This is a genomic window from Burkholderia torrens, from assembly GCF_984668525.1.
The window spans coordinates 1,261,340-1,284,283 of record NZ_OZ480212.1; the positions used below are offsets into that span (position 1 = coordinate 1,261,340).

General features: G+C 63.0%; 16 protein-coding genes. 9 read left to right on the forward strand and 7 right to left on the reverse strand.

Annotated elements, in window-relative coordinates:
• Position 1 precedes the first annotated feature (1 nt).
• Together nikC and AC5LXX_RS21970 are read right to left on the reverse strand one after the other, a co-directional pair.
• Positions 2 to 916: a nickel transporter permease gene (gene nikC / locus AC5LXX_RS21965; protein ID WP_493413134.1), complete on the reverse strand. Its 915-nt coding sequence runs from the start codon at positions 914 to 916 to the stop codon at positions 2 to 4.
• Between the two features lie 66 nt (positions 917 to 982).
• Positions 983 to 2,053: an ABC transporter permease gene (locus AC5LXX_RS21970; protein ID WP_493413135.1), complete on the reverse strand. Its 1,071-nt coding sequence runs from the start codon at positions 2,051 to 2,053 to the stop codon at positions 983 to 985.
• A 333-nt stretch (positions 2,054 to 2,386) separates the two neighbouring features.
• On the opposite strand from AC5LXX_RS21970, the gene AC5LXX_RS21975 reads away from it, so the two are divergent.
• The 7 genes from AC5LXX_RS21975 to AC5LXX_RS22005 all read left to right on the forward strand — a co-directional run bounded on the left by AC5LXX_RS21975 (position 2,387) and on the right by AC5LXX_RS22005 (position 13,362).
• Positions 2,387 to 4,759: a type VI secretion system Vgr family protein gene (locus AC5LXX_RS21975; protein ID WP_493413136.1), complete on the forward strand. Its 2,373-nt coding sequence runs from the start codon at positions 2,387 to 2,389 to the stop codon at positions 4,757 to 4,759.
• 4 nt (positions 4,760 to 4,763) lie between these two features.
• Positions 4,764 to 7,256, forward strand: coding sequence for a M23 family metallopeptidase (locus tag AC5LXX_RS21980; RefSeq protein ID WP_493413137.1), 2,493 nt, complete (start codon positions 4,764 to 4,766; stop codon positions 7,254 to 7,256).
• A gap of 2 nt (positions 7,257 to 7,258) precedes the next feature.
• Entirely contained in the window at positions 7,259 to 7,912 is a 654-nt protein-coding gene (locus AC5LXX_RS21985; protein WP_493413138.1) for a hypothetical protein, read from the forward strand.
• Positions 7,909 to 8,118, forward strand: coding sequence for a hypothetical protein (locus tag AC5LXX_RS21990; RefSeq protein WP_493413139.1), 210 nt, complete (start codon positions 7,909 to 7,911; stop codon positions 8,116 to 8,118). The genes AC5LXX_RS21985 and AC5LXX_RS21990 overlap by 4 nt, the downstream gene beginning before the upstream one ends.
• 147 nt (positions 8,119 to 8,265) lie before the next feature.
• Positions 8,266 to 8,526: a PAAR domain-containing protein gene (locus AC5LXX_RS21995; RefSeq protein ID WP_493413140.1), complete on the forward strand. Its 261-nt coding sequence runs from the start codon at positions 8,266 to 8,268 to the stop codon at positions 8,524 to 8,526.
• Positions 8,527 to 8,636: 110 nt separating this feature from the next.
• Complete coding sequence (locus tag AC5LXX_RS22000; RefSeq protein WP_493413141.1) at positions 8,637 to 9,803, forward strand: hypothetical protein; 1,167 nt, start codon at positions 8,637 to 8,639, stop codon at positions 9,801 to 9,803.
• A complete protein-coding gene (locus tag AC5LXX_RS22005) occupies positions 9,784 to 13,362 on the forward strand; it encodes an ImcF-related family protein (RefSeq protein WP_493413142.1) in 3,579 nt (1,192 codons plus the stop codon). Before AC5LXX_RS22000 ends, AC5LXX_RS22005 begins: the two co-directional genes overlap by 20 nt.
• Before the next feature lie 159 nt (positions 13,363 to 13,521).
• On the opposite strand, the gene AC5LXX_RS22010 is transcribed toward AC5LXX_RS22005, so the two are convergent.
• From AC5LXX_RS22010 to sapR, 3 genes are all read right to left on the reverse strand, one after another.
• A complete protein-coding gene (locus tag AC5LXX_RS22010) occupies positions 13,522 to 15,123 on the reverse strand; it encodes an ABC transporter substrate-binding protein (RefSeq protein WP_493413143.1) in 1,602 nt (533 codons plus the stop codon).
• A gap of 70 nt (positions 15,124 to 15,193) precedes the next feature.
• The gene (ddpX, locus tag AC5LXX_RS22015) at positions 15,194 to 15,757 is read right to left on the reverse strand and encodes a D-alanyl-D-alanine dipeptidase (RefSeq protein ID WP_493413144.1); all 564 of its coding nucleotides are present in this window, start codon (positions 15,755 to 15,757) and stop codon (positions 15,194 to 15,196) included.
• A 17-nt stretch (positions 15,758 to 15,774) separates the two neighbouring features.
• Positions 15,775 to 16,662: a sap1 transcriptional regulator SapR gene (gene sapR / locus AC5LXX_RS22020; protein ID WP_493413145.1), complete on the reverse strand. Its 888-nt coding sequence runs from the start codon at positions 16,660 to 16,662 to the stop codon at positions 15,775 to 15,777.
• Between the two features lie 482 nt (positions 16,663 to 17,144).
• On the opposite strand from sapR, the gene AC5LXX_RS22025 reads away from it, so the two are divergent.
• Positions 17,145 to 18,401: an oxalate decarboxylase family bicupin gene (locus tag AC5LXX_RS22025; protein ID WP_493413146.1), complete on the forward strand. Its 1,257-nt coding sequence runs from the start codon at positions 17,145 to 17,147 to the stop codon at positions 18,399 to 18,401.
• 95 nt (positions 18,402 to 18,496) lie between these two features.
• Entirely contained in the window at positions 18,497 to 19,804 is a 1,308-nt protein-coding gene (locus tag AC5LXX_RS22030; protein WP_493413147.1) for an Nramp family divalent metal transporter, read from the forward strand.
• Positions 19,805 to 19,822: 18 nt separating this feature from the next.
• Here AC5LXX_RS22030 and AC5LXX_RS22035 read toward each other — a convergent pair whose 3' ends face one another.
• Positions 19,823 to 21,076 (reverse strand): hypothetical protein, encoded by a 1,254-nt coding sequence (locus AC5LXX_RS22035; protein ID WP_493413148.1) that lies wholly within the window; start codon positions 21,074 to 21,076, stop codon positions 19,823 to 19,825.
• Between the two features lie 146 nt (positions 21,077 to 21,222).
• Positions 21,223 to 22,812 (reverse strand): ABC transporter substrate-binding protein, encoded by a 1,590-nt coding sequence (locus AC5LXX_RS22040; RefSeq protein WP_493413149.1) that lies wholly within the window; start codon positions 22,810 to 22,812, stop codon positions 21,223 to 21,225.
• Positions 22,813 to 22,944: the final 132 nt, after the last annotated feature.

Sequence of the window (22,944 nt, forward strand, 5' to 3'; positions counted from 1 at the left end):
GTCACGCTCCATGACGGGGATCGAAGACGTCGCGCAGCCCGTCGCCGAGCAGGTTGAACGCGAGGCTCACGAGCAGGATCGCGATGCCGGGCAGCGTCGCGACCCACCATGCGTCGAGCAGCACGTTGCGGCCCGATGCGACCATGAAGCCCCATTCGGGGCTCGGCGGCTGCGCGCCGAGGCCGAGAAAGCCGAGGCCCGCGACCGTCAGGATGATGCCGGCCATGTCGAGCGTCGCGCGCACGATCACCGACGACATGCACAGCGGCATGATGTAGCGCAGCAGGATGCGCGGGCCCGATGCGCCCTGCAGCCGCGCGGCGTGGATGTAGTCGGCCTGCGCGATGCGGATCGTCTCCGCGCGCGCGAGCCGCGCATACGCGGGCCACGCGGTGATCGAGATCGCGACGACCGCGTTGATCACGCCGGGCCCGAGCGCGGCCGCGAACGCGAGCGCGAGCACGATCTTCGGGAACGCGAGCGCGATGTCGGTGATGCGCATCAGCACGCTGTCGACGAAGCCGCCGCAATAGCCGGCCGTCGTGCCGATCAGGAGGCCGATCGGCACGACGATCACGACGACGAGCAGCGCGATGCCGAGCGTCAGGCGCGACCCGTCGATCAGCCGCGAAAGGATGTCGCGGCCGAGCTGGTCGGTGCCGAACCAGTGCGACGGCGAGCCGGGCGGCAGCAGCCGGTCGGACAGCACCTGGCGCAGCGGGTCGTGCGGCATGATCAGCGGGCCGACGATCGCGACGACGATCAGCGCGACGAGGATCGCGAGCCCGAACAGGTTGAGCGGATTCGTGGCGAACCGGCGCCAGCGTCGGTACGCGAGGCCGAATGCGGCCTGCGAGCGCGACGCGGGCGCATCGGACAGCAGCCACGCGCGCAGCGTGAGGCGCTCGGTGTTCATGATTGGACGACCTTCGGCATGGACGATGAAAGAAGCGGGGTGGAAGCGGTCATGTCCGGGCGGCCCTCAGCGCGCACGCGGATCGAACACGCGATACAGCGCGTCGGTCAGCAGGTTGACGGTGATGAACATCGCGCCGATCACGAGCGTCGCGCCGAGCACCGCGCTCATGTCGGCGTTCAGCAGCGCGCCGGTCAGGTACGAGCCGAGCCCCGGCCACGCGAACACGATCTCGGTCAGCACCGAGCCTTCGAGCAGGTTGCTGTAGGTGAGCGCGATCACGGTCAGCAGCGGCACCGCGATGTTGCCGAACGCATGCCGCCAGATCACGCGCCGCTCGGACAAGCCCTTCGCGCGTGCGGTGACGATGTATTCCTGGCTCAGCTGGTCGAGCATGAACGAGCGCGTCATGCGGCTCAGGTAGGCCACGGAGTAGTAGCCGAGGATCGCGGCCGGCAGCGCGATGTGCGACACCGCGTTGCGGAACACGTCCCACTCGCCGGCGAGCGCTGCGTCGATCAGCAGGCTGCCCGTGCGCGTGTCGACCATCCCGTCGTACACGGGATCGAGCCGGCCGGGGCCGCCGACCCAGTGCAGCCGCGCGTAGAACAGCAGCAGCCCCATCAGTCCGAGCCAGAACACGGGCACCGAATTGCCGATCAGCCCGACGAAGCGCGCGATGTGGTCGATCGGGCGGTTGTGCTTCACCGCGGCCGCGACGCCGAGCGGCACGCCGATCGCGATGCCGATCAGCGTCGCGATCGTCGCGAGTTCGAGCGTCGCCGGGAACACGCGCCTGATGTCGTCGAGTACCGGGTTCGCGGTCAGCAGCGACACACCGAGATTGCCGTGCAGCACGTCGCGCACATAGATCGCGAATTGCGTGACGAGCGGCTTGTCGAGCCCGAGTGCGAGGCGTTCGGCCGCGTACGCGTCGGCCGACGCGCGATCGCCGAGGATCGCGAGCACGGGATCGATCGGCACCTTGCGGCCGATCACGAACGTCAGCGCGAGCAGCCCCGCGAACGTGACGGCGAGCGTGAGCGCCCAGCGCAGCACGCGCAGTGCCCAGCGCACGGCCGGGCGCCGCGCGGGCAGCGTGCGCAGTGCTTCGAGGGAGGAGGCGGGAGTCGACATGCGGTGAATCTTAGCGCTTCTTCGGGAGGCGGCGCCACACAGTATCCATATATTCGAAGCGCGCTGATGCCCTCGACGCAACCCGCGGTCGAAATGGACCGCTCGCCGCCGTTCGAATCAAGAAAACGAAACTGGTGCGGTCGAATCATTCGATATTGATTTTGGGCGGGCCAGAGAATCAAAAGTCACTCTATTTAACAATTTTATTGAAGGCCTCGTATACGTAGTAACGGAAGCTGGATTTTTCGCGTTGCAGCTTCTGCGCCCTTTCGATCAAAGTTGCTGGTGCAACGGTATTACATCGTTTCTTCTTCAATCGGATAGGAATGGCATATGAATGCGGTGACGAAAACCCTTGTGGATGCACTGCGCCATCCGAGCGCACGCCTTAGCCAGCGTCTTGGAATATGGATCGGCACGCTTGACCTCGGGCTCGACGTGCTCGACTTCAAGGTACGCGCCGGGTTTTGCAGGGACTACAAGGTCGATGTCACGGTTACCTCGCCACATCTCGATATCGATGGCAAGCAGTGCGTCGGACGGCGCGCAGGCTTGCAAATTGACGAGCGGGTGGCTGTCCCGTCGGTCAATTACGTCGATCCGGTCGAGCATGCCGCAGCCACCTTCAATGGCATCGTCACGCGCTGGAAGCGTATCCGTACGAGTCGCGACGAGGCGGCTTACCAGTTGCGCATCGAGCCCAGGTTTGCCGCTCTGCTCAAGCGCGTGCATGGCTCGCGGGTATTTCGCGACAAGAGCCTGCAGGAGATCATCACCGAACTGGTTGTCGATCGGCGGAACTTCGACGCGTTCGATATCGAATTCGACCTGGAAGGCGTGAAGGAGAAGCTTGAGCAGGTGGTTATGTACGAGGAGTCCGTCTGGAACTTCATCGCACGTCATTGCCGCCGAAAAGGCATTTTCTGGTTCTACAAACAGGGACGCGGCAAGCAGGGGCAGCTCGACACCGTTGTATTTGCGGACAATCCGCGCGCCTATGTGCGTTCGATCGAAGTGCCCCTGATGCCGGATTCCGGCCTCACGGGTAACTGGCACGAGGCGGTGCTTTCACTGAATGGCGAACGCACGTTGGTGCCGGCCGAGATCGAGGTGTGGGAGCGCAACTATCGCACGCCGGAGGATCCGCTGCGCGCGACGGCGACCGTTTCGGACGAGAGCGGTGACCGCTCGGTGTTCGGCCGGATCAACCGTAGCGCGGAATTTCACCTGACGCAGCAAGGGGGCGAGGCGCTGGTGCAAACGCGACGCGACGAGCAGATCGCCCGTCAGGTCACTCTGTTCGGTACCGGCAACGTGAAGGGCCTCATGCCGGGTGTGGTGGTGAAACTTGGCAACACGAAGATGCGCGGCGCCGAATACGGGTTCGTGATCACATCGATGGAGATGAAGGGCGGGCGCACCAAGCCGGCGCACAATACCTTCAAGGCGATGCCCGGACATCTCGGTTACCGGCCGAAATTCGACTACGAAAAGCATTGGCGTTTTCTGGAAGGGCCAGTCGCCGGCGTTGTAACGACGTTTGACCGCGCACCCTATGCGTGTATAGACGAGCACGGGCGCTATCCCGTCCTGCCCAAGTTCCTGCAGGGATCGGACAGCGCCGACAAGCAGTTGCTGAATCTGCGCCTTGTGCGTCCGTCGTCGTCGTACCAGGCCGGCTTCCATTCGCCATTGCTGCCGCAGACGGAGGTGCTGCTGCAGGGGGAACACAACGACGTCGATCGCTTGCTTATATCGGGCGCGCTGCACGACTATTCGAACCCGGACCTGGTGCATGGCGCGCAGGCGATGTTCAGCTACGCGATCTGGCGCTCGCCGCTGCGGGGCGCGGAGATCGTGTTCAACGACCTGAGAGAGAAGGAAAGCGCGCGCATCGCCACGGTCTACGGCCAGTCGGCGGTGAATCTCGGTTATCTGCTCGACAGCAAGAAATTCAAGCGCGGAGAGGGAATCGACGTCACGACTCGTGCGTGGGGCACGATGCGTGCGGAGAAGGGGCTGTATTTTTCCGCGGACTCGACAGGTGGTGCTGACACGCCGCACCTCGACATGCCCGCTGCCATCCAGCAGCTGAAGGCAGCGCTGCAGCACGTAACGGAACTGGCCGATGCTACACGGCAGGCGAAGGTAGAACCGGCCGACCGGGCCACGCAGGCGGCACTGCTGGACGGATTGAACCAGCTTCGTGACGCGGGGCTGCTCGCGAGCGCGCCCGGCGGCATGGCGTTCGTGACGCCTAAATCTGCCCAGCACTCGGCGGGCGAGAACGTGATCGTCACGGCGGGCAAGCACATGGACGTCAGCGTCACCAAGCGGCTGCGGATGATGGCGGGCGAATTGATTTCGCTGTGTGCCCACAAGCTAGGCATCAATCTGACCGCCTCGAAGGGGAAATTGACGGCTATGGCCCTGACGGACGGCATGGATCTGTTCGCGCAGAAACAGTTGCGTGTCGCGAGCGAGAGCGCGGACGTCCAACTGGCGGCAAAGTCGAAAATCACGCTCAACAGCGGCGGGGCGTCGCTGGTCATCGAAAACGGCAACATGACGTTCCACTGTCCCGGTGCGTTCGTTATCAAGGCGGCGTCGTTCACCTTCGAAGGGCCGGACAACGTTGCAGCGCCATTGCCACTCCTGCCAAAAATCGGCCTGAAAATTTCCGACCATTACTCGTCGTCGCATTGAAGCCATGATCATCAGCCCTCCTTTTTTGCCCGCATCGGGTCTGTCGTCCAATGATGCGTCGAGGCCGGACCCCATGATGGACGCCGTCGACCAGTTCGAGATCGGCCATCACGGGGTCTACCCGGTCGCCTTCGACCGGCGTTTTCACGGCGGCATTCATCTGGCGCCGAGCGAGCAGCACGAACCCGTGCGCGCGATTGCCGACGGTGACGTGGTGGCCTATCGGATCTGCAAGAACGCCCTGTCCGATGGCAGGATCGATCCGACGACAGGGCAGCTGGAACGGAACTCGAATGCCGGTTTCGTCCTGCTCAGGCACACGACCGACACGGGAGACGGGCGCACGATCACGTATTACTCGCTCTATATGCACCTGCTGGACATGACCGGGCAGCAAGATGTCGCGCCTCAATCGAACGATCCGCCAGCGACCGGATCGGCGAACGCCCTGCCGAAATGGCTGCTCGATACGGCAGAGGGCAAGGATTGCGTGGTTCAGCCGGGCGGTACGAAAAAGGTGTATCGCAAGGACATACTTGGTTATGTCGGCTGGCATCAGGGTGTTCGGCATCTGCACTTTGAAATCTTCATGGCAGACGATGATTTCACGGCCTGGTTCGAGCAGGACGGCCACAAGGTTCAGCTAGGTGAAAAGAACCCCGTTCAGCCTACGTCGGGCGACTATTGGGGACATACGTATTTTGTCATTCCCGGCCCGATGGATTTCGTGCCTCAGCCGGCGGGTATGAGTGACGCCTGGTTTCCTCCAGTGCAGGGCGGTTCAATTGGTGAAAACGACACGCTCTATGTCGAGGCCTGGTTCAACAAGGGACGGCGCTATACGCAGGCGTGGATCGACCGCGGCAACAGTGGTAGCGTCACCTTGCTCACGCCTGCCCCGGTCGCTGACCCGTACGACAACGACACGAAGCAATACGAGTACGACCTGTATCAGCGTTCGATGGCGCTCTATTCCGATTGCCCGAGCGATGGCTACGAAATGCTTCGGTTTGGGCGCATTCTCTCGGACGATCCGACGCTCTCGGGTGCGGCTTGTGATACTTGGGTCGCGGTGCCAGTCGATGAGAACGGAAGCCAGGGATATATCAACATCGCATCAGACGTGATCGTCAAGCTTTCTGATGCGGATTTCCCGTTCTTCAAGGATTGGCAAAAGGTCGATGAAGACAATGCGCCATTCAATCACGATGGACTCTGCGGCTACGATGAGCTTTGCCGTCTGACTGGCGTCGCGGATCCGCAAGCCGCGTCCGGCATGATCTCGCCGCTCGAATACGACAGGAACAACGACGATAGCGTCAACCTGCAACTCGCAGGCTACGTGCGGAACGCAGAGGGCGCGCGCGAAAAACTTAGGGGACTGGTGTGCAAGGCACGCAGCGAGTGGGACCCGTCCGACAACGACGAGCGGTATCAGGGATTGAACGAGTCGGATGGATTCTTCGGTAAGCAGAAAGATACCAATCCGGACGGGTACGAGAAGTTCATTGAATTCTTGAGAAAGTTCCAATTTCTGGATAAGACGCCGCTTGCTGGACAGAAGGTCTGGTTTTTTCATCCCTTGGCGTTTATTCGGCATTTCAGGAAGTGTGCATGGTTGAGCGCGAGCGAATTCAAACAGTTGTTGCCAATAGAGGTCCTGCGCGAAGCAGGAACCCACCGGTTGTATTACGAAGAAGTGGCCTATTCGAGGCGCCGATCAGATATCTCTAACGCTCATCGGGTTCCGTTGAATTGTGCTTTGCGAAAATACACTGTTTCTTCGCCTGATCGCATGGCGACGTTCTTTGGAAATTCTTTGCAGGAAACCCAATGGCTTGAAAAATTGCACGAGAACAATCGTAACGAGTGGTACTACCCGTGGGATGGTCGCGGATTTCTGCAGCTTACACATTCGTCAAATTACATCGGCTACTGGGATTTTCGTGGACGCAACGCTCTGATCTCGCAAACCACACGCAACGACTTGGCACACGCGCAGGCCCAAGCCGATGGGCATCGAGCACAGGCCCGAACTTATTTAGCGGATCCAGTCAGTGGCGTAACGCCTGTAATGCTAACGTGGCGCGAGCAAGTCGGTGCTGAGGGCCAGCCTGTAACACCCGAAGACACCTTTGCTCCTGCCGATAGTGCCGGGTACTACTGGGCAAAAATGGGTATGGGGCGTTACGCTGATAGGCCAATCATCTTGGAGCGGCGTGCAGTAACTGCTACGCGACCGCCGGACCGTCAACGTCCCCGTCCGAACCCACCAGTCAGCAAGATCTATTATCACAGCATGAATTTTCGGGACGCGTCGGCTGCTGTGAACCTTCCTGCTGCCGTAGGCCGTCTCCATAAACCATTTAATGGCTATATCGCCCGGTGCGTGGCATTCGCGCAAGCGCTAGCGGTGCTGGCGGAAGTCAAATTTCCAGACGAATCAGGCGCTCCCTCACACGAGTTTCCTGAGGGGCGCATTCCCCGGAGAGATTGAGTATGCGTGACAAATTGAGTGCAATTTTGATTGGGATAATTCTCGTATTCGTCCAATTTGCATCGTGCGCCAAAGGTGGCACTTTCTCAGACGATAAACCATCGAGGCTTGTAGTCGATATGGGTGAGCAATGTGTAATTAGTATTGTTGACTATTTCAATGGCCACTTAGTCAGTGGGGTGCCATTAAATGCGTCTTACTGGACGGAAAAGCCGCCAATTAAAAATGCATTTTCGAAGTTCGGTATTAATTTTGCATGCGTTAATTTTGTCAAAAAATCGAAAAACGAAGTCGCGCGCCAATATGGTGCTCTCTATGATGAATATGGAAAAAAGTGGATCCCTTATTTCGAGAGCGCGAGAGATAAAGAGCTTCTGGGTGCATTCACCAATGTGTACAACCTGGAAGCGGTCAACGGGAACGGATTCTATTTGATCCAGGACGATAAGGATGGTGATCCAGGTCAGCGCGAGCGCTACTTGTCATTCTGTATTTTTCACGAAGGTATGGCTGTATGTGGTGGTGAACCTGTCATGTACCTTAGTGATCCGAATGGCAGTCTGCTCTCATATGTTATTGAAGTCCTTCGCAGCGTCGAATTCGTTGATACTTCAGGATCAAAACCCGTGACAGCAAGTGTCCCTGTCGCGCAATGATCCGATATCACTCCACGATCTTCAGAAAGAAGAACGGCCACTCGCCGTCGACGAAGCTAGTCCGAACGGAACGATGGCGCTGGAAGAAAACCCCAGTTGCGGGCGGCAAGATCATGTATTGCCCGGATATTTCCGTCTTCGATCATGGTGCAATTAAGTGGAAACTTTTGACGGTCTCGGATCAATGCAGCGACACCCCTCGTTGAATGAATGTCGCGCAACACGTCCAAAGGGAAAATGGATTGCACGGACGGAGCCTGTCCAAGTGTGGGCAATTCAGGGCAATCGACGCGTCGTGACGACAGATGACACAAGTGCGGTCTTTTAAACACCACAGAAATGGCATTCCAAAAATGAAATCTCCCATCCGAAAGGGCGACAAACTCGAACACGGTGGCGAAGTCACCAGCGGCTCCGCGTGGACCGTATTCATGGGCAAGCCACTCGCCCGCAAGGGCGACGACGCAATCTGTGACCAGCACGGACCGACCACCATTGACGAAGGCTACGAGCGTTTTCCCGATCGCGACGGCAGGTTCATCGCCATGCATCACCATCGATGTGCCTGCGGGTGCCGGCTGATTTCGTCGCTACAGAACGTCAATATTGTCTGATGCCGGTCGACTTTTCTCCCGCCGGACGCCCCAGCGCGTACCCCCATCGAATGCGTTTCTGGCCATGGGCGTGTACGTGGCTCGTCTGCAACGTATTCGGCCCGGCGTTCGTGTTGCTGGCATGGCCCAAAGGCGAGCCAGCAAGCGGCCTCAAGTTCTGGAGCTGGATCGTTGGCGTGCCGAACGGACTGTTCCTGGTGCTGCTCGGTTTCGGCCGCGCCGGCTACGAAGTGCTGTGGTATCGCGCGTACTGGAGCAACCATCATCGTGATCGCTGGCTCGCGGAGAAAATCAGATTCGCACAGCGCCCGCTACACGTACTCGGTGCAGGCTATTGCTTGCCGCTGGCGGGCAAATCCTTGTCCGAAGTTCTGGAAGCGAAAAGGCCGATCCTGAAAATGCAAGCCCCTCGGCACGGTCCAGGTAAGGTTTTATGCAACCGATTTGCGGACGACGATCCGTTACTTGCTACCGCATTCACGACGAGTGGAGAAGACGACCAGACAGACGATCCACCCGAACCGGTGAAGATCGCACCCGCCGTTCAGATGATTCGTTTGGCGCTTGAACCGTTGATCGAGAGTATCCGCGCGCTGACTCGATACGGAGCGACCTATTGGCCCCAAGTACGCGTACTGGTCGAATCGAAAGTGGCGAACCAGCGTCTCGCCCAGGTTCGCGATGCGATGCGCCTGGCAGGACTTCCCCCGCTGGCGGTTCAGCCAGCGCCAGCTAGCGACGGATTGCTGGTGGCCGATGCGTGGCTCGATGCGCACGAGCGTCGTCCGCTTCTCGTCATTGCGGCGGCGTGGTACGACGATGACATTGACGAAGGCTTCTCCGAGGGATGTGCCGCCGTATTGCTTGATGCCGGCTATTTCAAGTTTCCGTCAGAAGTCAGCCTGAAAGCGAAGCTGTGCAGGCCCATCGCATGTGATGCCGCCGAACCCGAATACGGTTTCGCCGATGCCGCAATCTGCGGCAAGACTGAACCCGGGGCGGTGAAGAGCGCGTGGATCACCCGTCCGATCGAAAGGTGCGACGAGGTTTTGCGTGCCGCCGGATTTCTGGCTGCGGCAAAAGACGCTGCGCAGTGCAGGCTGGATCGGATTGTCGGCGACGCCTGGGCGGGCAATAGCTTGTTGTCGATTGCCGCTGCCATCGAAGCGCCCACCGATGACGAACCTCAACTTGTCGTCGATGGTCTTCAGTCGGCCATTCTCCATGTCATATCCGAAGATCAAATGATTTCCGCGCATGTCGATATCCAAAAATAACCTGCAGCACATCGAGCGCCAAGTTTCCGCCGAGAAGGCGACTCCGAGCCGCGCGGCGATCTGGGGCTTGCCTCTCGCCGCGTTGGTGCTTGCCGTCGTAGCGCTCTGGCTGATCTGGTTTTATGGCGATCATCTCGGCATTGCAGACGGTATGCATCGTATGCAGATAATGACCGGCATTCCGGTGTTACTCGTCGCCGTCGTGACCGCTCATCTGTATTCGATCTCCACGGGCGCCTATGCGAGCGCTGCCCGATTATTTCGTCTTGAAACGGGTGAGACGAGAACAGCGTCCACGAGGCTGAAGCCGCCGAAGCGTGACGCCCGGCTGCAATGTCTTTATGAGGAATTACGCGTCACGCACGGTTGGTTCTGGCGCCGCCGCCTGTGCTGGCTATTGGTGAACGGCACGGATGACCGGATCGATCAGGTCGCGCCGGGCCTCAAGCAGGCCGGCATCATGCACGTGGACGAAACGGTGCTGGTACACGCATCGCCTGACGGGATTGAGTCGACGAAGTGGCTCGGCCAGATCCGGGAGTTGCGTCGCCGCAACCCGGTTGACGGCTTGGTACAGGTGGCCTGCGCGAGCGATGCAGATCCCAAGCTGCCTCGTACGCTCTCGACGATTGCCATCGCTTTGGGCTGGGCCGCTCCGATCACGTTTCTACATCCGGTCGAGGCTAAAGGCGGCAATCTACCCGAACGGTTCGATCCGGTTGGGACATTCATGCCAAGCAGTTCGCGCAAGGAGATGCGAACCGCCGGAGCCTTCCTGCTGGACAGATTGCGTGACCTCGAATACAAGACTGCAGATGCTGGAGTACGCATGGGCGGCCAGCCGCACTGGTACACGTGGCTGCTGGAGATTTCGGAATACATTGGCGACCAACGCGAGCGGATGATCGAAGGCTGGCAAGCGCTCGCTGCATCGAAGTGGCTGCGCGTACCGCTGACGGGGATCATGTTCGTGCCAGTCCTTCCGGGGGCATCCACTGTCCCGGTGCCGATCCCGGAAGTCGCCGATGACGTGCAAGATCCGTCCGCCCCGGCGATACCGGTGGAAGCGGTCACGCGCGAACAACCGGTTGCGCTGCTCCCCGTCTGGCGGAAGATCGCCGCCGGTGTGTGCCACTGCCGGGGCCGCCGCACGAAGCTTTACTGGCCGAACGTGTTGGCGGGGTGCGCGCTGTTCGGGGCGATTGCGTGGTTGGTAATGCTGGTGATGTCCGGCATCGGTAACCGTGTACTGGTTCGCGAAGTGCAAGCAGTGGCCGACGTGGCGCTGACCGCTCCGCCCGGCACGCCGCAGGCGTTGCACGCGCAACTCGCGCTGCAGAAGCAGATCAGCCTGCTGGAATACCGCCAGCTGCATGGGGTGCCGTGGTACTTGCGCGCGGGCCTGTCGCGCAACGATGAACTGCTCGACGCGCTGTGGTTGCCATATCGGACGATCGCCGCACGCAATTTGCGGCAACCAGTCGTGCAGGCGCTGGAAGGCCAGCTTACCCAGCTCTCTCAGGTTCGTGACGACGAACAGCAGAGCCCCGACGCGCGGACGCGCGCGTATAACCGCCTCAAGGCCTATCTGATGCTGGCCGAGCCGTCGCGGACCGATGCGCCCTACCTCAAGACCCAACTGCTCGACGTATGGCCCGCGCCTGCCGGCATGCGTGCGGGCGAATGGCTTGATATCTCGCAGCAACTGGCCGGGTTTTGGGCGACACACCTCCAGGCGCACCCGGTCTGGCGGATCGACGCATCGATGCCGCTTGTCACACAGATGCGCTCGACGCTCGTCAATCAGATCGGGCTGGCAGGCAGCGACGACGTGCTGTATCAGGGCATCCTCGATGCAGCACGCGGCAAGTATGCGGATGCGTCGCTGGCGACGCTGCTCGCCGGTGCGGATGCACATGGTCTTTTTACGACCGCGCAGACGGTGCCGGGGATCTATACCCGTGCTGCGTGGGACGGCATTGTCGCAGCGGCGATCGACAAGGCGTCGAGCGAACGTCGCGTGAGCGGTGATTGGGTGCTAACCGGTGCACAGTCGGCGCAGACTATCGGCAATGTGCTTTCGGTGGGCACCATCAAGACAGTGGCGGCAATCGATGAGAAGCGCGTGACCGAGGAGTTGAAACAACGCCTGACTGCGCGCTACTTCGCCGAGTATGCGGCTGCGTGGCAGCACATGCTCAACAGCATCCAGTGGCAACCGGCGGCGAATCTGAATGGTGCGATCGACCAGTTGTCCCGACTCGCGGATGCGCAGACCTCGCCGCTGATCGCGCTGATGAAGACGGTGCAAGATCAGGCGCAGGCGGGCCGCCCGTCGCAGGCGTTGAGCGACACGTTGGTGCGCAAGGCGCAAAGCCTGATCGGCAGCGACGAGCAGTTGGACGCGCGGGCCGTCCATCCTCTCGACAAGCCATTCGGCCCACTGCTTGCGCTGATGGGCGACGTCGGCGCCGCACCAGCCGGCGGCAACGGCGAGGGCAACATGCCCGCCAATATCGCGCTGAACGGCGTGAGTCTATCGCGCTATCTGACGGCCGTGACGACGATGCGCCTGAAGCTACAGCAGATCGCGGGCAGCGCCGATGCGCAAGCGATGGCCCGCTCGCTCGCGCAGGCGGTATTCCAGGGCAAGCTGTCGGATCTCTCGCAGGCCCGCGACGATGCCGCGCTCACCGCTGCAAGCCTAGGCGCTGCATGGTCGGGCTTCGGCGGCGCTGCATTCGCTCAGCCGCTCGAGGGAGCGTGGCAGACCATCTTGCAGCCGGCCGCTGCGAGCCTGAACGGGGCGTGGCGCTCAAGCGTCGCCATGCCGTTCAACGCGGCCATGAACGGCCGGTATCCGTTCTTCGATACAAACACCGATGCGTCGTTTGCCGAACTCGGGCGCTACGTGCGCCCCGACACCGGCCTGATCGCGCGCTTCGTCTCGACGCAACTGGCGGGCGTGCTGACGATGGAGGGCGACCACTGGGTGCCGAACGAATTGGCGCCCCAGGCACTGCAGTTCGATCCGAAGTTCCTCTCCGGCCTGCGCCAGTTGTCGACCGTGGGTGCCCAGTTGTATCTGCAGGGCGATGCGGGCGAGCGCTTCGAGATGATGGCGCTGCCGACGCCAAACGTGACGCGTTCGGAACTGTCGGTGGACGGCAAGCAGATCGTCTACTTCAACCAACGGGAAAGCTGGACACCGCTCGCATGGCCCGGCAATGGCCTGAACGGGCACGCGGGACTGACGTGGCAGACGGTCGATGCGGGATTGCGGCAGGCATTCGATGCGACGGGCGACTGGGCATTCCTGCGTTTGTTGGGCAAGGCCGACGTGAAGCCGCTCGACAGCACCCGTTATCAACTCACGTGGAACGTGCCACACGACGAATCGCTGCGCTATGTGCTGCGAGCACAGGTAGGTGCCGGACCGCTGGATCTGCTGAAGCTGCGAGGCTTCCGGATGCCGGAGCGAATTTTTGTCGTCGGCAAGGGCGGCAGCCAGCCGCCATTCCTGCCGCCGCCACCTTTGCCGCCGGAGATGCAACCATGAACGGCCCGTGGAAACGATCCCCCAGAGAACTAGAAGCCGTTCCTCAAGTATTTCGATGCGGAAATGCGCTACCTGCGTGCGGCGGCGGATGAATTTTCCCGCGTCCATCCCGAAGCCGCGTGCCGCCGGTGTTCGCCGCGCCGCACATTCTCCCAATGCTTATTGCTTCTTCAGGTTGCGGTATGACACGAGATCGTTGATCGGCCCGACTTCGAGCCCGCTCACGCCGGGCCGCGTCGCGACCTGCGCGACTTTCTCGAACATGATCACGAACGGCGAGCGCGCGAGCACTTCCTTCTGCATCGCCTGATACAGCTGCGCGCGTTTCGCGGCGGTCGGCTCGGCGAGCGCGGTGTCGGTTTCCTTCGTCAGTTGCGGGATGTCCCAGCTGTTGCGCCAGGCCAGCATTTTATAGCTCGACTTGTCGGAGTTGTCGGGATTCCATGCGAAACCCTGCGCGTTGCTGTGCGGATCGATGTAGTCGGCCGACCATTCGCCGATGTAGATGTCGTGCTGGCGCGCGCGGTATTTCGCGAGCGTCTGCTTGTTGTCGCCGGGGATCAGCTGCACCTTGATGCCGGCCTGCGCGAAGTTCGCCTGCACGGCCTGCGCGATTTCCGTGTACGGATAGTCGTTGCGCACGTCCATCGTCACCGAAAGGCCGTTCGGCACGCCGGCCTTCGCGAGCAGCGCCTTCGCTTTCGCGACGTCGAGCTTGTACGGGTTCGTGTTCAGCGTGCCGAGGAAGCCTTCGGGCAGGAAGGTCTGGTGCACCTTGTAGGTCGTCTTCACGACGTTGCCCTGGATGCCCGCATAGTCGACGAGCCATTTCAGCGCTTCCTGCACGTCGGGTTTCGCGAGCGTCGGGTTCCTCGTGTTCAGGCCGAGATACAGCAGCGTCGCTTGTGGCGAAGCCGATACCTTCGCCTTGCCGGATTTCACGACCGACGCCAGATCGTCGGGGCTCAGGTCGCGTGCCGCGTCGACGTCGCCGTTTTCCAGCAGCAGGCGCTGGCTCGCGGCTTCGGGCACGTGGCGCAGCACGATGCGCTTCATCGCGAGCGGTAGCCGGTAGCCGTCGAAGCGCTGCAGCACGATGCTGTCGCCGGCCGCCCACTTGACCAGCTTGTACGCGCCGGAGCCGGCTTCGTTGGTTTTCAGCCAGGCATTGCCGAAGTCGCTGCCTTGCTGATGCGACAGCAGCAGCTTCTTGTCCAGCACCGACGCGGGCCACGAGCCGAGCACGTTCAGCACGAAGGTCGGCGCGTACTTGCGGTCGGTCGTGACCGACACCGTCTGGTCGTCGAGCTTCTTCACGTTCGCCGCGACGTTCTCCTTGGTGAGGCCGATGCCCGTCAGCACGGCGGCAGGCCCCTTGTCGAGCAGCACCGCGCGCTGGATCGACCACGCGACGTCGTCGGCCGTCAGCGGGTTGCCCGAGTGGAACTTGAGGGCGGGGCGCAGCTTGAACGTATAGGTCAGGCCGTCGGGGCTCACCGACCACGACTGCGCGACATCGCCGTTGAATTTCGACGGATCGCGCAGGTCGACGCGCACGAGCCGGTCGTAGGTATTCGCGACGTATTCCTCCGGCACCAGCTCGTAGATCTCGCCCGGATCGAGCGTCGTGAATTCGTCGAGCAGCGTGGCCATCACGAACATGTCCTTCGGCGTCTCCGCGTAGGCGGCGGAGAGCGGAACGGCGGCGAGAACGGATGCGGCGGCCAGCGCCGCGACGAGCCGGGATGTCGGGAAATTCATGTGCGCTTCTCCATCTGTCGTTTGAGTCGTTGAACGTGAACGTGCATGAAAAAGGGGACGTGCATCGTCGTTACATCAGGCGCCACGGGCCGCTCGCCGCGTTGTCGATCTGCGGCAAGGCGCGCGAGCCGGGCAGTTCGTAGTGCCACCATTCGCTGTCGATGTGCGTGAAGCCGGCCGCGTGCATCACGCCGAGCAGCAGCAGGCGGTTGCGTTGCACGGTTTCGGGCAGCCCCGCATGGAAGTGGCCCGACGCGGCGACCATCTCGTCGAATCCCGTGCCCATGTCGAGCGGTTCGCCGTCCGCGCCGACGAGCGTCAGGTCGAGCGCGGTGCCGCGGCTGTGATTCGAGCCGCGGCCGAGATCGGCGATGAAGTTCGGGTCGGGCAGGAAATCCCACAGCACCTGCTGCGCCTGCGGCGGCCGGTACGCGTCGTAGATGCGCAGCGTGAAGCCGGCTTGCGCCGCGATGTCGACTGCGCGGCGCAATGCGGCTTCGGCCGGCGCCAGCAGCAGGCAGTGCGCGCGGCGATAGATCGGCTTGCCGGTCAGGTTGCGGTCGGTCGCATAGACGAGGTCGATCTCGACGCGATGCGTGGCGGACGTGATTTCGACGAGGCGGTGATCGTTCATCGGCAGGGCGGGCTCGCTCAGGATTCGAATTGGTCGAAGGTGCGCTGCAGTTCGCGGTTGCGCGCGACGCGCCGGTCGATCGCGGGGCCGAGGCGGTCGACCACGGCCGTGATCAGCAGGTTGAACAGGCAGGTGAGCGGCGCGAGCGAATCCCAGAACTGGCCGACGTCGGTCTTCACCTGCAGCAGGTCGGCCGGCCAGTCGCGCGCCCACGGGCACGACAGATCGGTGACCAGCGCGAACGGCTGGCCGCGCTCGGCGGCTGCCTGGCAATAGCGGCGTGCGCTGCGCGAATACGCGCGCGTATCGGTGACGATGCAATACGGCCGCTCGAATTCGGAGTTCAGCGAATCGACGTACGAGCCCGACTGGCCGTCGGAATAGAACACGCGCGGGCGCAGGTATTCGAGGTAGCTGCTGAATGCGTTGCTGATCCCGCGCGTCGACTGGATGCCGAGGATGAACACCGCGTCGGCCTGCGCGATCCGGTCGGCGACCTGCGCGAACACGGGGCCTTCGGCGAGCCGGTACACGTGCCGGATCGCGTCGAGCTCGCGTTCGAGCGACGACGCGAGCGTGCCGTCGCTGCTATTGCCGTTGCCGTTGCGTTCGTCCGGCGGCGTGCCGGCGATGCGGCGGTATTCGTCGAGCCGGTCGGTGATCATCCACGGACGATCGCCGCCGCCGCGCAGCTCCCGTTTCAGGTCGTCGAGATTGCGATAGCCGACGCTGCGCAGGAAGCGCCCGACCGAGATGCCGCTGGTGCCGGCCTGCTGCGCGATCTGGTCGGCCGTCTCGAGCCCGAGCCGGTCGAGGTTCGCGAGCATGTAGCTCGCGATGCGCTTGGCGGTCGGCGTCAGTTCGGCATAGCGGGATTCGACGGTGCGGGCGAATGCGCAGGTCATCGGCTGTTAGATATTTGTCGTCTGGTGATTTGATGTCATCCATCTAACAAAGCCAAAATCAATCGCGCCAGCGGATAAAAACTATGATGCGAGGATAGGTGATAGGGTCGAAAGCGCGCTTGGTGACATGGGCAGGGGTGTGAGCCGGGCGGCGGATTATTCCTGACAGACATATTTTGCGTTTATGCCTGTCAGGAATATTGGACCAGGCAGCAGGTGGATGGCATGACCACCACGCACGGTTGGATTTCCACCTTCACTTGACTCGCCGATTCACCTGCATCCAGCACCACACAGCGTCTCGATAATTACAAAATTAAAGTCGATCAGTTAAAATCATTAATTCAGGTTAATAATTCATTTAATTTTTATGAGGATATGTATTTAACTTGCGTCACGGGATGTTCGATTTTCGATAATCGGAAAAGCGACATGTGCTCCGTAATGGAAATTCTCTCAATTGCAGAAATGAAGAGGAAATCGTGACGAATCTTTCTCGACGCAAAATGCTGGCGGGTACGGCCGGCGCCATTGCTGCCGCGGGTATCGCGGTATCGGCCAAGGCCGCCTCGTTCGGCAATCCGGATCGTCCGCCGGAAGGCGCGGTGAATGCGCTCAACCGCCAGAGCCTGACCGACCCGGGCCCGAAAAATCCGGCCATTGCAAACCAGTTTCCATCCTTTCAGGATCCGCCGGCCACCGATATCAACGGGATGCCGTTATTCTGGGCCTCATTCAATAATGCCCATAAGCGCATTCAAAATGGCGGATGGGCGCGCGAAGTCACGCAGGACGATTTTGCGATTTCCGAAACCATTTCCGGCGTCAACATGCGCCTGACGCGCGGCGGCATTCGCGAAATGCACTGGCACCAGCAGGCCGAATGGGCAATCATGCTCGACGGCCGCTGCCGGATCACGGTGCTCGACGAACTCGGGCGGCCGTCGGTGCAGGACGTCAAGACCGGCGATCTCTGGTATTTCCCGCCCGGCCTGCCGCATTCGCTGCAGGGCCTCGGCACCGACGGCGCCGAATTCCTGCTCGCGTTCGATAACGGCCGCGCATCGGAATTCAACACGCTGCTGCTGACCGACTGGATCGCGCATACGCCGCCCGACGTGCTTGCGCTGAACTTCGGCGTGCCGGCCAATGCGTTCAGGAATGTTCCGCTCGACAACCTGTGGATCTTCCAGGGCGACGAACCGGGGCCGCTCGCGGACGCGCAGCGTGCATCGGCTTCGTCGGCCGGGGCGCCGCCGCATCCGTTCATTTTTTCGCTCGGCGACATGAAGCCGGTCAGGAAGACGCGCGGCGGCGAAGTGCGGATCGCGGACAGCACCAACTTCAACGTGTCGACGACCGTCGCGGCCGCGCTCGTCACCGTGCACCCGGGCGGCATGCGCGAGCTGCACTGGCACCCGAACGCGGACGAATGGCAGTACTACCTGCAGGGCGAAGCGCGGATGACCGTGTTCGACACGGGCCCGAAGGCGCAGACGGCTGACTTCCGCGCGGGCGACGTCGGCTACGTGAAGAAGAGCCTTGGGCACTACGTGCAGAACACCGGCAAGACCGACCTCGTGTTCCTCGAGATCTTCAAGACCGACCGCTATGCGGAGGTGTCGCTGTCCGACTGGCTCGCGCATACGCCGCCGAAGCTCGTCGAAGCGCATCTGAACGTCGCGCCCGACGTGATCGCGCAGTTTCCGCGCAATCGTCCCGACGTCGTGCCGCTGTAACGCGGTCTTCGCTCCAGGCCGAAGCCGGCAGGCGGCATGCCGGCCTCGGTGCCCGCTCCCGAAGCGGTCTTCCTCATTCGAACGGAAACTCCACCATGCTTCCCGTCCCGAGCAAACCTGCCGGCGGCCTTGTGCTGCCGGGCCTGTCCCCCGAGCGTATCGACGGCGCGACGCGTGCCGCGCTGGAAGGGCGCCGCACCGGCGCCGCCGCGCTGCTGCCGTTCGTCGGACCGGCCGTGATCGCGTCGATCGGCTATATGGATCCCGGCAACTTCGCGACCAACATCCAGGCCGGTGCCGCATACGGCTACCGGCTGCTGTGGGTCGTGCTGGCCGCGAACGCGATCGCGATGCTGTTCCAGGCGATGTCCGCGAAGCTCGGCATCGTCACCGGCCGCAATCTCGCCGAGCTGTGCCGCGACCGTTTCCCCGCGCCCGTCGTGTGGGCCATGTGGGCCGCGTCGGAGATCGCCGCGATGGCGACCGATCTCGCCGAATTCCTCGGCGGCGCGCTCGCGTTCGGATTGTTGTGCCACCTGCCGCTGTTCGCCGGGATGATCGCGACGGGGCTGGCGACCTGCGCGATCCTCGCGCTGGAGAAGCGCGGCTTCCGGCCGCTGGAGGCCGCGATCGCGGCGCTGGTCGGCGTGATCGGCGCGTGCTATCTCGGCGAACTGCTGATCGCGCCGCAGGACTGGCACGCGGCCGCGTTCCATCTGGTCGTCCCGCAGATTCCGGATCACGCGGCGCTGACGATCGCGGTCGGGATCATCGGCGCGACGATCATGCCGCACACGCTGTACCTGCATTCCGGCCTCACGCAGGATCGCGCCGCGCCGCGCGACGATGCGGAGCGGCGGCGGCTCGTGCGGTTCTCGAACCGCGAGGTCGTCGTCGCGCTCGGGCTGGCCGGGTTCGTGAATCTCGCGATGGTGATGATGGCGTCGTCGGCGTTCCACCTGAGCGCGCCGGGCATGACCGACATCGGCGACGCCTACCACACGCTGATCCCGGTGCTCGGGCCGGCGGCCGGTGCGCTGTTTCTCGTCGCGCTGCTGACGTCTGGCGTGTCGAGCTCGGTGGTCGGCACGATGGCCGGGCAGGTCGTGATGCAGGGTTTCATCCATCGCCGCATGTCGGTCTGGGTGCGGCGCGCGGTGACGATCGTGCCCGCGTTCGCGGTGGTCGCGCTCGGCTGCGACGTCACGCGCGCGATGGTCGCGAGCCAGGTCGTGCTGAGTTTCGTGTTGCCGATGCCGATGATCGCGCTGCTGATGCTGTCGGCGCGCGCGGACGTGATGGGCGCTTACGCGATGCGGATGCCGCTGCGGATCGTCGCCGGTGCGGCGACGGTCGTGATCGTCGGGCTGAATGTCTACCTGGTGTGGGCGGCATTCAATTGAACGGGGGCGGCCGGCGGCTTACTGCTGCATGTCTGGCGCTTCGCGCAGCCGCCAGATCGCGTTGCACTGCTGGCCGCCGAGGCTCGTCGCGCGCAGCGTGATGACGGTACCGGCCGCCACCTGATACGAGAAATGCGCCATCAGCTCGGTGCCCTTGCGCTGCGCGTGCCCGTCGACCAGCACTTCGCACAGCAACGGCGACGGCGAACCGGACGGATGTGTGACGTAGACGTTCAGCCGCGCGATGTCGCGTGTCGCGGTGAACACGACTTCGTGGTTGCCGCTACCGACGAGCATCGTGCCGCCCGGTTCGTCGAGCGCCTGCAGGTACGCGCCTGCGCTGCCCTCGATCGCGGCGGACGAAACGGTCAGTCCGGCCGATTGCACGTAGTCCGCCGCGGCGATGCGTGCGGCGACTGCGCCGGCCGGCACCGGCGTGCCGTCCGACAGCGCGAACGGCGAGCCGTCGCGCAGCGCGGCGTCGGTGTGGTTCGCGTAGTAGCGCCAGCGGTCGAGGAAACGGATGTCGCCGGTCATGTGCAGCGCGCGGATCGGCTCGCCCTGATACCGGAGCGTCGTCGTGCCGCTGCCCGCGTCGAACGATTCGTGGATGCCGTACTTGCTGACGAAGTTCTGGACCGGGTCGAGCAGCGCCGTTTCGCCCCGTGCGCTCCACAGATGGAGGAACGTCGTATCGATGCCGAAGCATTCCTGGAAATCGGTGCCGACACGCGCGATGCAGTCGCGCAGGTGGTCCGCGTAGCGTGCCCAGGCGTCGGCGGTTCCCGCCACGAGCCCGGCCTGCAGCGCACCGCCGTGGCGTGCGGTGACATCGTCGACGACGAGCCGCCAGTGATGGTCGCGCCGCTCGCCGATCAGCGGCGTGACGACGAACGTGCAGAACAGCGGGTCGGGGCACACGTGGATGCGGTCGTCGCCGATCTGCGAGAACAGGTCGAACTGCGGCGCGCAGAACCAGATGTCGGCGTCGTACAGCGCGAGCTTGCGGATCTGCGGATGGCGCGCGCAATACGCGGCGGCCTCGATGAAGCGGCCGACCGGCAGCGCATATGCGCCCGACGCGTCGATCACGTCGACCGACTCGCTCGCGAGGATCTGCCGCTTGCGTTCGGACAGCCCGTAGCCGATCACCGCGATCCGGCCGTCGTAGCCGGTCTGCCGCAGCGACAGCAGGAACGGCACGAGCATTTCGTACCAGGCGCGGTTGTTGTCGTTGATCGCCACGCAGACCGCGTGCTCGCTCGGATGCATGTTGTTTCCCCGTTACGTGTGCCCGACGCGGTATCCGCGCGGCGCCGGCCATTGTAGATCGCGGCCGCCGCACGGCACAGCGCCGGCGCGGCGGCACGTGGCGATTACCCGCGCGCCGGCATGGCCGGGCACGCGGGCAGGCGCGATTACTTCGCTAGCGTGCGGTATGACACGAGGTCGTTGATCGGCCCGATTTCGGGCCCGGTCGCGCCGGGGCGCGTCGCGACCTGCACGACCTTCTCGAACATGATGATGAACGGCGAGTTCGCGAGCACGGCCTTCTGCAGCGCTTCGTAACGCTGCGCGCGCTTGGCGGGCGACGGCTCGACGAGTGCGGCCTCGGTGTCCTTCGTCAGTTGCGGAATGTCCCAGCTGTTGCGCCACGCGAGCATCTTCGTCGGCGATTGATCCGAGTTGTCCGGATTCCATGCGAAGCCGCGCGCGTTGCTGTTCGGGTCCATGTAGTCGGGCGACCATTCGCCGATGAAGATGTCATGCTGGCGCGCGCGGTACTTGCCGATCGCCTGCTTCGCATCGCCGGGGATCAGCTTCACGCGGATGCCGCCCTGCGCGAAGTTCGCCTGCAGCGCCTGCGCGATCTCGAGGTACGGATAGTCGTTCGGCATGTCCATCGTCACGTCGAAGCCGTTCGGCAAGCCGGCCTTCGCGAGCAGCGCCTTCGCCTTCGCGACGTCCTGCTTGTACGGCCGCGCGTTCGACGTGCCGAGGAAGCCTTCGGGCAGGAAGGTCTGGTGCACCTTGTAGGTCGTGCTGACGATGTTGCGCTGGATGCCGTCGTAGTCGACCAGCCATTTCATCGCCTGCTGCACCTCGGGCTTCGCGAGGTTCGGGTTCTTCGTGTTCAGGCTCAGGTACAGCAGCGCGGACACCGGCCACGACGCGACCTTGATCTTGCCGGCCTTCGTCAGCGCGGCGAGGCTGTCGGGGCTCAGGTTGCGGGCGGCATCGGCGTCGCCGTTCTCCAGCAGCAGCCGCTGCGCGGACGCTTCGGGCACGTGGCGCAGCACGACGCGCTTCATCGGGTACGGTGCGCGGTATTTCTCGAAGCGCTGCAGCACGATGGTTTCGTTCGGCGTCCACTTGACGAGCTGGTACGGGCCCGAGCCCGCGTCGTTGGTCCGCAGCCAGCCGCTGCCGAAATCGTTGCCTTGCTGATGCGACAGCAGCAGCTTCCTGTCGAACACCGATGCCGGGCAGGCGCTCAGCACGTTGAGCACGAAGCTCGGCGCGTACTTGCGGTCGGTTTCGAGCACGACGGTCTGCGGATCGACCACGCGCACCTTCTGCATCACGTTCGCCTTCGTGAGGCCGAGATCGGCGAGCACGCCGGCCGGCCCCTTGTCGAGCAGGATGGTGCGCTGCAGCGACCACGCGACGTCGTCGGCGGTCACCGGGTTGCCGGAATGGAACGTGAGACCGGGGCGCAGCTTGAACGTGTAGGTCGTGCCGTCGGCGCCGACCGTCCACGATTGCGCGATCTGCCCGTCGAAGCGCGTCGGGTCCTTCAGGTCGACACGCACCAGCCGCTCGTAGGTGTTCGCGACATATTCGGACGGCACCAGCTCGTAGATCCCGCTCGGGTCGAGGGTCGTGAATTCGCCGAGTTGCGTGGCGACGACGAAGATGCCGGGCGGCGTGGCAGCCTGCGCCGGCAGCGCCGGAACAAGCGCGACGAGCGCGGCGCTGACGAACAGCCGGGACAGCAGGTGCTTCATGCGGGCTCCGTTGAAAGGGAATCGTGGGTGCGATTCTCTCATCGACGGCCGCCCGGATGAAAATATTCGGCAGGCGCGCCGGCGGGCTGGCGCGCAGGAACGAGCCGGGCGGGCGCCCGGCATTGGCAGGTT

What these genes read in the sequence shown, in the direction of transcription:
- nikC (WP_493413134.1), bottom strand. Translation starts at nt 916, where the DNA reads ATGAACACCGAGCGCCTCACGCTGCGCGCGTGGCTGCTGTCCGATGCG.
- AC5LXX_RS21970 (WP_493413135.1), bottom strand. Translation starts at nt 2,053, where the DNA reads ATGTCGACTCCCGCCTCCTCCCTCGAAGCACTGCGCACGCTGCCCGCG.
- AC5LXX_RS21975 (WP_493413136.1), top strand. Translation starts at nt 2,387, where the DNA reads ATGAATGCGGTGACGAAAACCCTTGTGGATGCACTGCGCCATCCGAGC.
- AC5LXX_RS21980 (WP_493413137.1), top strand. Translation starts at nt 4,764, where the DNA reads ATGATCATCAGCCCTCCTTTTTTGCCCGCATCGGGTCTGTCGTCCAAT.
- AC5LXX_RS21985 (WP_493413138.1), top strand. Translation starts at nt 7,259, where the DNA reads ATGCGTGACAAATTGAGTGCAATTTTGATTGGGATAATTCTCGTATTC.
- AC5LXX_RS21990 (WP_493413139.1), top strand. Translation starts at nt 7,909, where the DNA reads ATGATCCGATATCACTCCACGATCTTCAGAAAGAAGAACGGCCACTCG.
- AC5LXX_RS21995 (WP_493413140.1), top strand. Translation starts at nt 8,266, where the DNA reads ATGAAATCTCCCATCCGAAAGGGCGACAAACTCGAACACGGTGGCGAA.
- AC5LXX_RS22005 (WP_493413142.1), top strand. Translation starts at nt 9,784, where the DNA reads ATGTCGATATCCAAAAATAACCTGCAGCACATCGAGCGCCAAGTTTCC.
- AC5LXX_RS22010 (WP_493413143.1), bottom strand. Translation starts at nt 15,123, where the DNA reads ATGAATTTCCCGACATCCCGGCTCGTCGCGGCGCTGGCCGCCGCATCC.
- ddpX (WP_493413144.1), bottom strand. Translation starts at nt 15,757, where the DNA reads ATGAACGATCACCGCCTCGTCGAAATCACGTCCGCCACGCATCGCGTC.
- sapR (WP_493413145.1), bottom strand. Translation starts at nt 16,662, where the DNA reads ATGACCTGCGCATTCGCCCGCACCGTCGAATCCCGCTATGCCGAACTG.
- AC5LXX_RS22030 (WP_493413147.1), top strand. Translation starts at nt 18,497, where the DNA reads ATGCTTCCCGTCCCGAGCAAACCTGCCGGCGGCCTTGTGCTGCCGGGC.
- AC5LXX_RS22035 (WP_493413148.1), bottom strand. Translation starts at nt 21,076, where the DNA reads ATGCATCCGAGCGAGCACGCGGTCTGCGTGGCGATCAACGACAACAAC.
- AC5LXX_RS22040 (WP_493413149.1), bottom strand. Translation starts at nt 22,812, where the DNA reads ATGAAGCACCTGCTGTCCCGGCTGTTCGTCAGCGCCGCGCTCGTCGCG.